At 53.8% G+C, this 14,132-nt stretch carries 11 protein-coding genes; 6 read left to right on the top strand and 5 right to left on the bottom strand.

Features of this window, described 5'->3' with window-relative positions; all coding sequences use genetic code 11:
* Window positions 1–42 precede the first annotated feature (42 nt).
* From CKV68_RS06140 to dnaB, 4 genes are all read left to right on the top strand, one after another.
* Window positions 43–609, top strand: coding sequence for a single-stranded DNA-binding protein (locus CKV68_RS06140; protein ID WP_014526422.1), 567 nt, complete (start codon window positions 43–45; stop codon window positions 607–609).
* 100 nt (window positions 610–709) lie between these two features.
* On the top strand, window positions 710–1,162 hold the full coding sequence (rplI, locus tag CKV68_RS06135) for a 50S ribosomal protein L9 (RefSeq protein WP_013912605.1): 453 nt from the start codon (window positions 710–712) through the stop codon (window positions 1,160–1,162).
* A 644-nt stretch (window positions 1,163–1,806) separates the two neighbouring features.
* Window positions 1,807–3,780, top strand: coding sequence for a glycoside hydrolase family 15 protein (locus tag CKV68_RS06125; protein ID WP_014526420.1), 1,974 nt, complete (start codon window positions 1,807–1,809; stop codon window positions 3,778–3,780).
* Window positions 3,781–3,863: 83 nt separating this feature from the next.
* Window positions 3,864–5,342 (top strand): replicative DNA helicase, encoded by a 1,479-nt coding sequence (gene dnaB, locus CKV68_RS06120; protein WP_013912603.1) that lies wholly within the window; start codon window positions 3,864–3,866, stop codon window positions 5,340–5,342.
* Window positions 5,343–5,349: 7 nt separating this feature from the next.
* Here dnaB and CKV68_RS06115 read toward each other — a convergent pair whose 3' ends face one another.
* The 4 genes from CKV68_RS06115 to CKV68_RS06100 form a co-directional block, all read right to left on the bottom strand.
* Window positions 5,350–6,702, bottom strand: a complete 1,353-nt coding sequence (locus tag CKV68_RS06115; protein WP_095075810.1) for an MFS transporter — start codon at window positions 6,700–6,702, stop codon at window positions 5,350–5,352.
* Window positions 6,703–7,007: 305 nt separating this feature from the next.
* Complete coding sequence (locus CKV68_RS06110; RefSeq protein ID WP_095075809.1) at window positions 7,008–7,682, bottom strand: hypothetical protein; 675 nt, start codon at window positions 7,680–7,682, stop codon at window positions 7,008–7,010.
* Window positions 7,683–7,905: 223 nt separating this feature from the next.
* Window positions 7,906–10,197, bottom strand: coding sequence for a heavy metal translocating P-type ATPase (locus tag CKV68_RS06105; RefSeq protein WP_095075808.1), 2,292 nt, complete (start codon window positions 10,195–10,197; stop codon window positions 7,906–7,908).
* A 134-nt stretch (window positions 10,198–10,331) separates the two neighbouring features.
* Entirely contained in the window at window positions 10,332–10,535 is a 204-nt protein-coding gene (locus tag CKV68_RS06100) for a heavy-metal-associated domain-containing protein (RefSeq protein WP_013912599.1), read from the bottom strand.
* A 225-nt stretch (window positions 10,536–10,760) separates the two neighbouring features.
* Here CKV68_RS06100 and trxA point away from each other — a divergent pair, with 225 nt between their 5' ends.
* Together trxA and CKV68_RS06090 are read left to right on the top strand one after the other, a co-directional pair.
* Complete coding sequence (trxA, locus tag CKV68_RS06095) at window positions 10,761–11,129, top strand: thioredoxin (RefSeq protein ID WP_013912598.1); 369 nt, start codon at window positions 10,761–10,763, stop codon at window positions 11,127–11,129.
* Between the two features lie 618 nt (window positions 11,130–11,747).
* Window positions 11,748–12,620, top strand: a complete 873-nt coding sequence (locus tag CKV68_RS06090) for a PspA/IM30 family protein (RefSeq protein WP_095075807.1) — start codon at window positions 11,748–11,750, stop codon at window positions 12,618–12,620.
* 103 nt (window positions 12,621–12,723) lie between these two features.
* Here the strand turns inward: CKV68_RS06090 and CKV68_RS06085 are convergent, their stop codons facing one another.
* The gene (locus CKV68_RS06085; RefSeq protein ID WP_095075806.1) at window positions 12,724–14,106 is read right to left on the bottom strand and encodes an NYN domain-containing protein; all 1,383 of its coding nucleotides are present in this window, start codon (window positions 14,104–14,106) and stop codon (window positions 12,724–12,726) included.
* Window positions 14,107–14,132 lie beyond the last annotated feature (26 nt).

The raw sequence follows: 14,132 nt of genomic DNA, 5'->3' as shown, positions 1-14,132 counted from the left end.
CACATAATTTTATGACGCTGACGTTGTAAAGAAAGGCTGACAATGGCTCAAGGAGACGTCAACATTACGGTCGTTGGCAACTTAGTTGCTGACCCGGAACTTCGCTTCACCCCAGCTGGTGCAGCGGTTGCCAATTTCCGTATCGCCTCGACTCCGCGTCGGTATGACTCTCAGTCAAACCAGTGGGTAGATGGTGAGGCCTTGTTCCTGCAATGCAACGTGTGGCGCCAGGCTGCAGAAAACGTCGCAGAGTCCCTTACTAAGGGTATGCGCGTAATTGTTACCGGGCGCTTGCGCCAGCGCTCTTACGAGACTCGTGAGGGTGAAAAGCGCACCGTTATGGAGCTTGAGGTCGATGAGGTCGGCCCATCCTTGCGGTACGCGTCGGCAAGCATTAACCGTAACCCTCGTGAGGGCGGTAACGGCGGAAATTATGGTGGCGGAAACTTCGGTGGAAACTCAGGCGGTGGCTTTGGTGGCAACGGCGGATCCCAGGGTGGATTCGGCGGTCAGCAGAGCGGCCAAAACTCCGCACCGGCTAATGACCCGTGGAGCAGTGCCCCGCCAGCAGGTGGATTCGGCGGTGCTGACGCTGAGCCGCCATTCTAACGGCCAGTTCAACACCACATATCAACTTTAACCACACTTCACCGAGCCGCTTCGGTCTCTTGAGATCGGGTCTCGGTTAGTACCACGAAAGGCAGGGATCATGAAGCTGATCCTCACCGCTGCCGTTGAAAACCTCGGTGTCCCTGGTGACATCGTTGAGGTTAAGGACGGCTACGGACGTAACCTTCTGCTTCCTCGCGGCCTGGCGATCGTAGCCACCCGCGGCGCAGAGAAGCAGATTGAGGGCATCAAGCGTGCCCAGGAAGCTCGCGCTATTCGCGATCTGGACCATGCACGTGAGGTCAAAGCACAGCTCGAGGCACTTGAGGGTGTCACCGTAGCAGTGAAGACCTCTGAGAAGGGTAAGCTCTTCGGCTCTGTTTCCGCCGAGGATATTGCCGCTGCCGTTAAAAAGGCTGGCGGTCCGAACCTGGACAAGCGTTCCATCGAGTTGTCGAAGCGACTGGTTAAGTCCATCGGCAAGTTCTCTGTGAACGTCAAGCTGCACTCCGACATCGCAGCAACGGTTAACTTCGAGGTCGTCGCCGCCTAACAAGCGCGCCTGACGACGGCTAGCTTTGACTAGCCCAACGACAACAGCAACCTGCGGGCCCCGCTTCATCCATACGGATGGGACGGGGCCCGCAGGCTTTTTAGATTTCACAGGTAGCATATGTGCTGCCGTTGGTGGCCTTTATGGATATTTATTCGCCTGAAAGATGACTCATTGAGCTTGCACGGTGCGTGAAATTACCCCCGCTCATCTGGTCTGTTGATGGTTGTGAAAAACATTCACAGCAAATTGCCAGCTCAGCGCCATGAAGGCGCTTTATATGCTGTGGATAACCCATGTCAAACGTGCAGGTTAAGTGAGTTATACACCGGATTTATTTTTGGTATGTAAAACATTAACAGACTCAAAAAGGTGCTTTGAACTGGTGTTTTTTGAAAAACCTTCAGGGTGTATGCGAGGTTATCCACAACTTGTTCACAAGGCCTGTGGATAACTGAGCAGTGATTTTTTTCTCTAGTCACAGAGGCTGTGTATAACCCTGTGGATAACTTGGTAGTGATGCCGTGTACGTCACCATGAGCGGGGGTAGTGGGAATAGAGCGAGAAGTGAAACCTGAGAGAAATTTTCTATGAGACAAGTCAAGGGCCCAACAGAGGAGAAAAGGTATAGGTAAAAAGGAAACATGGGAATTGCTAAGGAAGACAACAACGATTCAGACACGCACGATTTTTCAAACGATAAAGCGTTGAAGGCGTTGAAAGCTACGCCACATCTTGCGGAGGAGCACCATACGGTAAGCGGAAATAGACACCGTTCCACACCTCTTGAGGACTACGCGTTGCTTTCCGATCTGCAGACTGGCCCGCTGGTTTCTTGCGATGGAAGTGTGGACTGGCTGTGTTTACCGAGATTTGACTCCCCTTCAGTTTTTGCGGCGTTGTTGGGAACCCCAGATGATGGCCGTTGGAAGTTGTTTATGCGCCATGGTGTAGTCACATCACGTTCCTATATCCCAGATACCTTTATCCTGGAAACACTGTGGGAGACTCCAACAGGGAAAGCGCGCGTACTCGACTACTTGCCGCCGTCGACAGTGCAAGCAGATCTCATCCGCAGCGTGGAATGCTTGGAAGGCGAAGTAACGGTTTCCCATGATCTCCGCGTGCGTTTTAGTTATGCCCGTGCCTTGCCCTGGTTTAGGCAAATAACTATCCCTGAAACCGAGGATCCTGCTTTGCTCTGCGTTGCGGGCCCCGATGGACTTCTTATCGCTGGACCTCTGCTTTATGACACCACTGAACCGGATGAGGACCACGATCATTCTGGACAAGGTTCTGTGGCGCCTCGTCTGGTCGGAGACTTTTCCCTGAAAGCTGGAGAAAAACTTGATTGGTCTATGACCTGGTTTCCCTCATGGCAGGAAACACCAGTGCCAGTCAAAACAGATACCGCTTTTGATGTGACCAAAGAATTCTGGCAGCACTGGATTGGGAATCTTGATGTAGGCGATACACGTAGCGAACTCGTGCGGCGTTCGCTTTTAGTTTTGCGAGCGCTCACTCACTCAGATACTGGTGGCATCGTGGCGGCCCCTACTGCATCGTTACCCGAGGACTTTGGTGGGGAGCGTAACTGGGATTACCGCTATACCTGGTTGCGCGATGCTGCGCTCACAGTCGAAGTGATGGTCGAGCATGGATTTGTAGAAGGCGCGATGAATTGGCGAGATTGGCTTCTGAGAGCGGTCGCGGGCGATGTGGAAAATCTACAAATTATGTATGGCCTAGGCGGAGAACGCGAATTAGAGGAACGTGAACTCGACCACCTAGCGGGCTATGAGAACTCGCGTCCGGTACGCATCGGTAATGGGGCAGCAGGACAATATCAGGCCGACGTGGTGGGCGAAGTAATGCTTGCGCTCGCTAAGCTACGCGATGCCGGCTACTCCGAGGATGAGTTTTCTTGGGGGCTGCAAAAGAAACTACTGGATTATACGATCACCAATATTCACCAGAAAGACCACGGCATCTGGGAGATGCGCGGAGACCTGCACTACTTCACGCATGGTCGGGTCATGATGTGGGCTGCCTTTAATGAAGGGGTTCGGGCAGTAGAAGAATACGGGCTAGACGGTGATGCAGACGTGTGGCGTTATCACCGCGACAGCCTGCGGGATGAGTTATTGCTGCGTGGATATAACGAGGAGCTGGGATCTTTTACGCAGGCCTACGAAAACACGCACGTGGATGCGTCTTTGCTGCAGATCCCGCACACTGGTTTCTTGGCCGCAGATGATCCGCGCATGCTGGGCACGGTTGCCCAGATTGAGAAGCAGCTGGTTGACTCCAACGGTCTGGTGTATCGCTATCGCACCGACGACGGGATTGATGGTCTTTCTGGCCATGAGTATCCGTTTCTTATTTGCACGTTCTGGCTGATTGAGCAGTACGCCATGTCTGGCCGGATAGAGGAAGCTCAGGAACGTTTGGATAGCGTGGCTGCATATGCCAATGATCTAGGGTTGCTCAGTGAGGAATATGATCCGCAGGCACAGAGACTGGCCGGAAACTTCCCGCAAGCTTTTTCCCATCTTGGGCTTATCCGGGCTGTTGATGCCATAGAGCGGCATAAGAAGGGCAGGGGTGACGAGCGCTGACGTACTTGGGGGGTAGAGTAGGTGAGCGTCGTGTCTACGCGCGCGATGGTAAAAACGAGCAGGGAAATAGGTGATATGACTCCATGACCTCGGGAATCTCGCCAAGTTTTGATGATGATGCCTACGTTCCTCCTAGTGATGAGGACGCCCCAAACGACGTAGAGGTCTATGCGCCGCGTATGCCGGATGGAGAGGGGCGATCCTATTCCCCTCGGCGTCGAGAAGCTGCTCCTACGAGTGAATTCCGCCAGCCCCCACATGACGTGGAGGCTGAGCAAGGCGTGCTGGGGGCTATGCTGTTGAGCCCCCAGACGGTGATAGAAATCGTGGAGGTTTTAACTCCAGAAGATTTTTATCGCCCGGCGCATCAGCTGATTTACTCTGCGATGATCGATTTGTTCTCCGACAACAAGGAGATCGACCCGGTTATCGTTGCCGCGCGTCTTGACCGCAACAATGATCTGGAGCGCGTAGGCGGAGCACCATATCTGCACACGCTGATCTCTTCTGTCCCTACCGCCGCTAACGCCCGCTATTACGCGGAAATCGTCGCGGAAAAAGCCTTATTACGCCAGCTTGTCGACGCCGGAACGCGTGTTGTACAGCTGGGCTATGAAGGTACTGAGGGTGCTGAGATTGAATCCGTGATTGATCTTGCGCAACAAGAGGTCTTCAAGGTCAATAAGAAAGGCAGCGCTGAGGATTACGCGGTGCTGGGGGACATCATTGGGCCCACGATGGAAGAGCTGGATGATATTTCAGCCCACGGTGGTTTGGCCATGGGCGTTCCCACCGGATTCATCGATCTGGATAACCTTACCAACGGTCTGCATGGCGGTCAGATGATCATTGTTGCGGCTCGACCTGGTGTGGGTAAATCCACGCTGGCGTTGGACTTCGTGCGTTCTTGCGCGATTAAGAACGAAAAAGCCGCAGTGATTTTTTCCCTAGAAATGTCAAAGTCTGAGATCGCTATGCGTTTGATCTCGGCGGAAGCCGAGGTTCGGCTCTCTGACATGCGTTCGGGCAAGCTTGACGACGCCGCCTGGTCTAAATTGGCAATCCGCGTCGGCCAGATTGAGCAGGCTCCTATCTTTATCGACGACTCTGCCAACCTCACCATGATGGAGATTCGCTCGAAGGCGCGAAAGCTGAAGCAGAAATACGATCTGCAGATGATCGTGGTGGATTACCTTCAGCTCATGAGCTCCGGCCGTCGGGTGGAGTCGCGTCAGCAAGAGGTCTCGGAGTTCTCCCGTCAATTAAAGCTATTGGCTAAGGAACTCGATGTTCCCCTGATCGCTATCTCCCAGCTCAACCGTGGCCCTGAGTCGCGTACCGACAAACGCCCCCAGCTCGCGGACCTCCGTGAATCGGGCTCTCTGGAGCAGGACGCCGACATGGTTATGCTTCTCTATCGCCCAGACTCACAGGACAAGGAAAATGAGCGCGCCGGGGAAGCCGACATTATCCTGGCCAAGCATCGTGGCGGGCCGATTGATACCGTGCAGGTGGCCCACCAGCTGCATTACTCGCGGTTTGTGGATATGGCTCGCGGTTAGTCCACGCTTAAGTAAGTGCCTTACCCTTTTGCTCCGGTAGCAAAAGGGTGGCGGCAGCTGCGATGGCAAAAGCCGCGCCGAAAAGACCAAAGAGGGCCATAGTTCCACCGATAGCTACGACGGGTGGAACGATGAGCGGCGCGATGATAGACGCGATGCGGCCAAAGCCAGCAGCAGCCCCGGTACCAGCGCCTCTCATACGAGACGGGTACAGCTCGGGCCCGATGGCATAGAGAGCACCCCAAGCGCCAAGGTTGAAGAAGGACAAGCAGCATCCTGCCATGATGATCATGGTCTCTGTGCTGGATACGCTATAGAACCCTGCGGCACACGCAGAACCAATGAGGAAGAACACCAGCGTAGAGCGACGGCCCCATTTTTCGATCAACCATGCGGACACCGCATAACCCGGTAGCTGAGCCAGTGTGATGATCAGCGTGAACTCAAAGGATTTAACCAGCGGAAAACCGCTAGAGACAAGCAGCGACGGGATCCAGATAAAGGCGCCGTAGTAGGAGAGATTGATACAGAACCAAATAACCCACAATGCAATGGTGCGCTTCCGATACATACCGGAAAAGATTCCTTGGTTTTCTCCCGCGTCGTCTTCTCTCTCGGTGGGAGAGAGCGTTATGAGCTTGGATACGTCACAGCCATCAGCTTCGGCGCTTTGTTCAAAAGAACGCACAACCTGCTCGGCTTCCTGGTGGCGTCCCTTAGCTTCGAGGAAGCGAACCGATTCCGGCAGTCCTAGGCGGACATAAAGAGAGTAAAGCGCAGGGATGCAACCCAAGGCTAGTGCCCATCGCCAGCCGTTGGAGGAACCGCTAATAACAAAGGCGCCGATACATGCGGCGGCAATCCAACCAAGGGCCCAGAAAGCTTCAAGAGCTACCACCATGCGGCCCCGAATAACTCGTGGGGAGAACTCAGAAACCAACGTGGATGCGACAGGTAGCTCTGCACCAAGCCCCAGTCCTACGATAAATCGGAAGATGATCAGAACACCGAGGCTCATGGATAGAGCTGAAGCGCCAGTAGCAAGTCCATAGATCAACAAAGTGATCGCAAAAATATGTCGACGTCCAAAGCGGTCTGCTAGAAGACCGCCCAAGGTAGCGCCGATCGCCATTCCGATGAACCCCGCCGATGCTAACCATGATGTTTGAGTATGGCTCAGCCCCCAGTGTGCGACGAGAGCCGCCATAATAAACGAGATGAGGCCCACATCCATCGCATCAAGGGCCCAACCAATGCCAGATCCCCATAGCAACCGGCGGTGTTTTGGAGTGAACGGGAGCCGATCAAGTCTGTCGTTCCTAGTCAGACGATCTGCAGAGACGGAAGCTGAACTGGGCATAAGTGTGTTCTCCAGGAGCGCGAAGAAAAGAGGGGTATCCACTTTTGTTAAAAAAGGATGATCGCTGCATCCAGTAAGTATGCAGCGGTCGCTTTATTTCCCAACAACACCACAGTGTGAGGAGCGATACAAGTTTTATAAGAAAAACAGACCGGAGATTTTTACCACTTTCCCTAAAATTTATTGTTCCTTTCACATAGATAAATATGTAAACGTTACTAAAAGTAGCGGCTTTTGCCCTGTTGTCTGGGAGGGGATTTTTGGTGAAATCCGCTTTCTAACAGGGCAAAAGCCGAAACGTGGGTTTATCTATGGAAGATCTTATGGGTGAAGAGCCAGCCTAGGCCGGTCAGTGCCAGGATTCCTGCGCCGGCGCCGAGGAGCCATGAGAGGAAGCCGTGTCCGTGTGAGGAGGATCCGTGAGGGAACCTTGATTCAAAGGGACCTTCGGTGCCGGGAACTACCACGGTGTTTGCCTGTGCAGCGCGGTACTTAAGTTTGACTGGTTTTGTACCGTCTTCATTGAGCTTGTCAAAGGACGCTTTGAAGACGAGGCCTTCTCCATTTATGACTGATCGTGCACGTTCAAATGTAAATTTTTGCCCTACATTGTGCTTTTCTAGCTCGACATAGTCGATGAGCCGATTCCCTTCGTCTAGCCACTCGCGGGTAACGGGGAGCCCGTCTTTGTCCTTGAGAATTACTTCAATGAGGTAGTAGTACTTCCCATTGGCGTCTTTTCCTTTTTCGAGTACATAGGACGAGGAGTTGCTTTCATGGGCAACCCGAATGTCTCTGGGCAGATTGCAAAACGTATCTGCAGCTGCTGCGGACTGGGCACTAACACCTTGGGCTACGGGAATGCAGTTGCTGTTGAGAAGTTCTTTTTCGGTGGCTTGTGCGGCCCCTGCATGTACCACGGAGCTGCTTGCGGCTACGGCAACGGCGAGTGCTATTGATTGGATTTTCTTCAAGTGCATCACGATTCCTGTCAACGAAAACGATAAAAGTTCCTTAACATAATAAATACATGAGCAAAAGTAATGCAATAGTAAAGATTTTACTTAATATTAAAATAAGAACGGCCTGTTTTTGGTAACGATTGCATGGGTGAAAACGCCAGGACGGACCTCTTGTAAGACAAAACCCTGTGTGAAATACAGATCAGGATGTATCTCACACAGGGCTTAACTAGGTCAGGAGTCAGTGCACGCTGCCTCGGAAGGAACGCAATCGTAGCGAGTTACTCACCACAAACACTGAGCTAAATGCCATCGCTATTCCTGCGAACAGCGGGTTGAGGAGCCCCAACGCGGCAACTGGAACCAATACCACGTTGTAGGCGAACGCCCAGAACAGGTTGCCTTTGATGGTGGTAAGCGTTTTACGGGATAGCAGGATTGCGTCGACAATAGTGCGGGGATCGCCATTCATAAGGGTGATGTCGGCAGCTTCAATGGCTACGTCGGTGCCGGTGCCCATGGCAAGGCCCAGGTCGGCCTGTGCGAGGGCGGCGGCGTCGTTAATGCCGTCACCTACCATGGCCACGACCTTGCCTTGCTCCTGCAGCGTGCGAACCGTCGTCACTTTGCCCTCGGGAAGCACCCCAGCGATAACCGTCTGAATGCCGAGCTGATCTGCGACTGCGCTGGCTGCTCCCTGGTTGTCTCCCGTCAAGAGCACGGGGGTAAGGCCCAATCCCCGTAGCTTTTCGACGGCCTCCGCTGCGCTTTCTTTGATCTCGTCCTGGACGGTAATAACTCCACTGGGTTTTCCATCCACAGTAACCACCACGGCAGTGCCGCCAGTGGATTCCGTCGCCGCCACGAGATCGATGATCTTTTGGGGGCTTTGGGGGGCTACGTTGTTACGTCGGCCCACGCTCACCTCACGTTTGATCCCTTCCTCGTCGAGGACCACTCCGTGGACTCCCGCGCCGGGCGTACTGGTGAAATCAGAAACGGAGGGGAGAGCTGTTGTAGCGGATTGACGGGCAGCGGCTGTAATTGCTCGGGCGATGGGATGCTCTGAAGCATGTTCTACAGCGCCAGCAAACCGCAGAACCTCAGCAGATGTCCAGTGTTCTACCGGAGAGACCTGAGTGACCGTCATTGTTCCTTGCGTCAGTGTTCCGGTCTTATCCAGAACGATTGTGTCCACCTTGCGTGTGGACTCTAAGACTTCTGGCCCTTTAATGAGCAAGCCGAGTTGTGCACCCCGGCCGGTGCCTACTAGCAAGGCGGTAGGCGTGGCTAGCCCTAGTGCGCAAGGGCAGGCGATAATGAGGACCGCGACCGCTGCGCCGAAAGAATCCGCCGTGGGGTTTCCTAGCCACAGATGAACTCCCAAGGTGATCAAGGCTATGACGACGATGACGGGGACAAAAACCTGGGAGATACGGTCTACGAGTTTTTGGACAGGGGCTTTGCGGGCCTGAGCGTCGGAAACGAGCCGTCCCATCTGAGCCAGAGTGGTCTCCGAGCCAACACGAGTTGCACGAACCAACAGTCTGCCCGAGGTATTGAGGGTAGCCCCCGTCACCGCTGCCCCTGGGGTGACCTCCACGGGTACGGGTTCGCCGGTGAGCATCGACTCATCAACGGCAGAGTGCCCCTCTATGACTACGCCGTCCGTGGAGATTTTCTCCCCAGGCCGCACCACAAAGACATCGTTGACTGCGAGTTCCCCGATGGGTACGCGTATCTCGCGTCCGTCGCGAAGCACAGCTGCATCTTTTGCTCCCATGGAAAGCAGCTCACGCAAAGCCGCGCTGCTCTGGCCCTTTGCGCGTGTTTCAAACCAGCGTCCTAGCAATAAGAACACGATCACAACCGCAACGGATTCCAGGTAAATTTCATCCATGCCCCCGTGAGCATGGGCCGAGAAGCTCATGTACATCCGCATTCCAGGCTCGCCAGCGTTGCCTATAAAGAGGGCCCACACAGACCATGCGTACGCTGCGCTCGTCCCGAGGGTAATGAGCGTGTCCATGGTAAAAGAGCCGTGTTTGAGGTTCGCCAACGTGGCTTTGTGGAAGGGAGCCCCACCCCAGAAGAAAACTGGAGACGCAAGCGCGAAGGAAAGCCACTGCCAGTTATCAAACTGCAGAGCGGGGATCATGGACATTGCGAACACAGGGATGGCTAACACAGCGGAGTAGACGAGCCGGTTCTTGAGCTCTTCAGCGTGGTGGTCGCGGGCTGCTTCCGTAGCGTCTACGGCAGTCTCGGGGGTATTATCGGCGCCACCCTGTGCCTCGTCGGCGAGTATAAAAGCGTCGTATCCGGCGCCGCGGATGACGTCGATAAGCTGTGTCGACGTCACGCCAGCGGGGTCGAAGCTCACCTGGGCTGTCTCCGTGGCAAAATTCACGCTGGCTTCCACGCCGTCCAACTTATTGAGCTTGCGTTGCACTCGTCCTGAACAGGACGTACACGTCATACCGGTGACACCAAGCTCGATGGTGACGGGTGAAATGGGAGTGGTGTTAGTCATTTCCGGATGCTTAACCTCGCTTCTGCGCCCTAATGCTTTTATCCAACGATTGGGGAGGCTGGCCTATTCCTATAAACAGTAAAACCGGCGACGTAGCGGGTGGTGAGTGCTACATCGCCGGGGGTATCGCAGAATTACTGCTCTTTGATGGAGAAACCAGCTTCTTTGACTGCTGCTGCTATCTCAGCGTCGGTGAAATCTTGGCCAGTGACAATAAGGCGGCCGGTCTCAAGATCAACATCCACTCCCTGAGTGCCTGGAACCTCATTGACCTCCTCGGTGACAGAGGCAACACAGTGTGCGCAGGTCATGCCTTCAACAAAATAGTTCTTAGTCATTGAATATTCACCCTTATCTTTTAATAAAACGCATTTTTAGTGGTCTGCTTCAGAGGTTGCGCCACTCTTTCTACGCTACCCAAGAAGTAGTGCCGTGAGTTCTGAGCTAGTAACTGTGTTGCCATTACTGCGCTTTGCTCCAACAAGACCCCAAGGGAATATTGTTGAATTGATACTCGTTGACTTTCATTAGAACACGACAAATAACCGTGAGGAGTTATTGCAATGGCAACGATTGATGTAACGGAAGACACATTCGAGCAGACAGTTACCACGGACGGAATCGTTATCGTCGACGCATGGGCATCATGGTGCGGCCCCTGCCGCGCATTCGCACCGACCTTTGAAAAAGCTTCCGAGAACCACACTGACGTTGTCTTTGCCAAGCTTGACACTGAGGCGAACCAGGGGCTGGCGGCCGCTTTGCAGATTCAGTCGATTCCTACGCTCATGATTTTCCGCGAGGGAATCTTGGTGTACCGCGAAGCTGGCGCACTTCCGGCCGCTGCATTGGAAGACCTTATTGGCCAGGTCAAGGGTCTTGACATGGAGGACGTGAAGCGTCAGATCGCTGAGCAGAATAATAACGCTTAAGCGAAAGGGCGCGCATCTATAAGCGCGTGCATCTCTCCGTGTTATGGCAGGGAAATTAAGGGCCTGATTTCAGTAGTGCACTGGAATCAGACCCTTTTGTTTTTGCTGCGTGGCTGCCTTAGATTCCAGGACCCAACTTTGGCTGGTGTAGAGGCGAATGTCACTTGTTGTTTGTGAAATGGCACCAAACTTACGGAATTATAAATTTTAATTTAAATCGCCTTTATTTGTTATAGAAATATTTCTTTTTTAAAAGAGGGGGAGAGCCTTGAAACGATGAAAAGCTATGGCTTTAGGGCTGTTGGTGTTTTTAACCTAAAACCCAGATTGGGAAGGTAGTTGCCAGAGAAGGCCTGCTACCTTTGGGGACTTATCCGAAAAGATGCCTTTTATTGGGGGATATACGGATGGTTTCTCTTATCGAATTACCAGCGGCTGCGCTGAGAATTACCTAGAATTGTGGGGTGTACCCAACCTACGGGACGGGGACGAGCTGGCCGTAACGTACGGCTGGCGGACGTCGATAAGCATAAGGTCTACATGATCTGTGCCTTCGCTGAAGGCGTACACATTTTCACAAGCGATTCTTTTACTCGAGGAACAGACTAGGAGCATTCCATGGCAAACCCATTCGCTAAAGGTTGGAAGTACTTGACTGCATCCTTGGACCAGAAGATCGATGAAAATGCTGATCCAATGGTGCAAATTAAGCAGGCTACTGATGCTGCTAAAGATCAGCATCAGAAGATTAGTGAGCAAGCTGCTGCTGTCATAGGCAATAAAAACCAGCTGGAAATGAAGCTTAACCGTCTGCTTGCGGATCAAAAAGATCTCCAGCAGAAGGCTCGCAACGCTATTGAGGTAAGCGATAATGAAGCCGATCCGGTAAAGAAGCAAGAATCACTCAATGTCGCAGAGATCTATGCAACTCAGCTGGTAAGCGTTGAGCAGCAGATAGAAGAAACTAAAGCGCTACACTCCCAGGCAGTATCTGCCTCTGAGCAAGCGACCAGGCAGGTCAAGGAATCTGAGGCACGCCTCCACGAGCAGCTTGGGCAGATTGATCAGCTCTCGAGCCAGGTCAAGCAGACCAAGATGCAGGAAGCATCAACCAAGGCGATGGATCAGATCACGGCGCTCGATCCGGATCGCGATGTTCCATCATTGGATCAAGTTCGGGAGAAGATCGAACGACGCTACGCTGACGCACTTGGTGCTCAAGAGCTCATGCACAACACCATGGGAGACCGTATCCAGGAGATTGATGCTGTTGGAGCGGACATGCGCGCTTCTGCCAGACTAGAGGAGATCCGTGCGCAAATGCGTGGACAGCTCGACGCAGCAGAGCAGCCGGCAAAAGAGCTGAAATCCGGTGAGGGTGAAGCAGAGAAGTCGGCTAAGGACGAGGCTCCCCAGGATGATGCGGCTCCCGCAGCTCCCACGGGTGAAAAAGACGAAAAAAGTGAGAAGGAAGAAAAATCCGCTGAGTAATCCTCGTCGAGTTCACTGGTAACTCTCCTCAGCACAATCAAGGGGCTCATACTCTGACAGAATTTCACTGCAGGAGTATGAGCCCCTTGTTCTTTTTATCCCGTTAGCTTTCCTTCTGGTTGTTAATCAGAAGCCCCCGTATACCGGAGTGGAATCCATCGCGTAGGCCCACACGTTGAGCTTCTGTGAGCGTGTACTCGTGGAGCGTTTCGCATGCGAATTGCAGAAGAGGCCGGTCGATCTCTGGGGGGAGCCCGCCTCCGGACAATAGGTGGGCGGAATCGCGTTGTTCAGGTGTCGCGGCATTGTCATACCACCATATGGCGTACTGACGTCCCACGTCGTAGGGGGTCTGGTAGCCGGCAGAAGACCATACCTCGTTGGGGAGGGGGACGTATCGGGAGCGGAGCTTGCGTCGCGGTGCCATCATAGATGGGCTGGGAGTCGGCCGGGGAGAGGACCCTTTCTCCTCGGACTCCGTGGACGTGCGCTCGAGCGTAACCTCTACGGATTCCTCCACGGTGGAGGTTATTGTGACGGAAGTATTATCGCCGACAAGGTGCGCGCCGGGTTTTGGCGGCTCTGTTGACGTGGCGTTTATGACTCCTGGTTTGTCGATAACCTTGTCTGCAGGGGTGTCGTTATCGAGGTCTTTGGTGGGCGTATAGCTGGTACGATCTGCGGACTGGCCGTGATTCTCTGGGGTCTCTGCAAGGCAATCTTCGACGGACAATACTGGCTCGCCCGGACGGTGCGGGAGTGCGGAGCCTGTGGGGAACGGCGGTGGCGTTGCGGTGTCTGTGAGGTCGTTGGACTCGGGAGTTTTCTCTGAGAAAACCGGGTCTGCGCTATCGTCGCGAGCGGCCATGACATCCGCGTGTTCGTCGTTTTCATCCAGCAATTCATCGTTCTGGGCGCGAACAACAGGTGGCAGGGGGCCTTCGAGGATTTCCAACTGCATGCAGTCGGTGAAGTCTTCGCGGGGGTCGAGAATAGTCGTGGAGTCGCAGCAATGGCGCAACGCCGAAGACATGGAATCCCAGCCAAATCCGTAGAGGTGGACGCGAACACCGGCATTCACGGCTTCTTGTACGCCTGGAATCATGTCGGCGTCGCCAGAGACGAGAACTATGTCGGTGAACTCACGACGCGCCCCTGCAAGCACCATGTCTGCTACAAGGCGAGTATCCACGCCTTTTTGCGTACGACGCTCACCCCACTCAATAAGCTGGCCAGCACGTAACTGGACGCCATCGCATGTTCGTAATGCCCGCTGGTAACGATGCGGGCCGGAATCGGGAATGCCGTCGTACCACAGTTGGCGATGTACGGGTTGTCCTAACTGGCTTTGGATCATATTGCCAAGGGTTGCCACTACCTCGGGGAGATCGATTTCTAATTGGGCTCTAGCGCCGATTTCCCACGAGTTATAAAAGCTCGCGAGTAGATAAGAGGTATCGACGAAGACCTGTGTGCGTTCAAGCATGGCTCCTGTTTTATCCGTTTCATTAT

Source organism: Corynebacterium ulcerans (genome assembly GCF_900187135.1).
Lineage (GTDB): Bacteria > Actinomycetota > Actinomycetes > Mycobacteriales > Mycobacteriaceae > Corynebacterium > Corynebacterium ulcerans.
The sequence above is the reverse complement of the archived record's forward strand: the minus strand, read 5'-3'. Positions and strand labels throughout refer to the sequence as shown.

Excerpts from the sequence above, each read along its gene's own strand:
- CKV68_RS06140 (WP_014526422.1), top strand. The coding sequence starts at position 43 with ATGGCTCAAGGAGACGTCAACATTACGGTCGTTGGCAACTTAGTTGCT.
- rplI (WP_013912605.1), top strand. The coding sequence starts at position 710 with ATGAAGCTGATCCTCACCGCTGCCGTTGAAAACCTCGGTGTCCCTGGT.
- CKV68_RS06125 (WP_014526420.1), top strand. The coding sequence starts at position 1,807 with ATGGGAATTGCTAAGGAAGACAACAACGATTCAGACACGCACGATTTT.
- dnaB (WP_013912603.1), top strand. The coding sequence starts at position 3,864 with ATGACCTCGGGAATCTCGCCAAGTTTTGATGATGATGCCTACGTTCCT.
- CKV68_RS06115 (WP_095075810.1), bottom strand. The coding sequence starts at position 6,702 with ATGCCCAGTTCAGCTTCCGTCTCTGCAGATCGTCTGACTAGGAACGAC.
- CKV68_RS06110 (WP_095075809.1), bottom strand. The coding sequence starts at position 7,682 with ATGCACTTGAAGAAAATCCAATCAATAGCACTCGCCGTTGCCGTAGCC.
- CKV68_RS06105 (WP_095075808.1), bottom strand. The coding sequence starts at position 10,197 with ATGACTAACACCACTCCCATTTCACCCGTCACCATCGAGCTTGGTGTC.
- CKV68_RS06100 (WP_013912599.1), bottom strand. The coding sequence starts at position 10,535 with ATGACTAAGAACTATTTTGTTGAAGGCATGACCTGCGCACACTGTGTT.
- trxA (WP_013912598.1), top strand. The coding sequence starts at position 10,761 with ATGGCAACGATTGATGTAACGGAAGACACATTCGAGCAGACAGTTACC.
- CKV68_RS06090 (WP_095075807.1), top strand. The coding sequence starts at position 11,748 with ATGGCAAACCCATTCGCTAAAGGTTGGAAGTACTTGACTGCATCCTTG.
- CKV68_RS06085 (WP_095075806.1), bottom strand. The coding sequence starts at position 14,106 with ATGCTTGAACGCACACAGGTCTTCGTCGATACCTCTTATCTACTCGCG.